This window comes from Alkalibacterium sp. m-11 (assembly GCF_054658155.1).
The window spans coordinates 1-219 of sequence record NZ_BAAGIR010000680.1; the positions used below are offsets into that span (position 1 = coordinate 1).

A 219-nucleotide genomic window follows, 5' to 3' on the forward strand; every position below is an offset into this window, starting at 1 on the left:
CACCTTCCATTGGAAGAGTATCCGGTATTTTTACAGAGCTATAAAGAAAGCTATGGGTATGCCTTCATGCAAGTTCTCACAGCACGCTGATCCATCATCGATTCTTTTTCTCATTTCACCGACTTTTCCCTCTGCTGGAAAGCAGACGACTGTAGTAAGGTGGCAGTAGTCTATATAAGAGAGGAAGACAAAGAAATGAATGAAAAACAGCGTGAAGAA

The 219-nt window shown here is 41.6% G+C and carries 1 protein-coding gene; it reads right to left on the bottom strand.

The genetic code is table 11. The features are described 5' to 3' along the window. Nucleotides 1-30: 30 nt before the first annotated feature. On the bottom strand, nt 31-219 hold a 189-nt coding region (locus ACYQ2O_RS13905; protein ID WP_459796895.1), incomplete at its 5' end, for a hypothetical protein.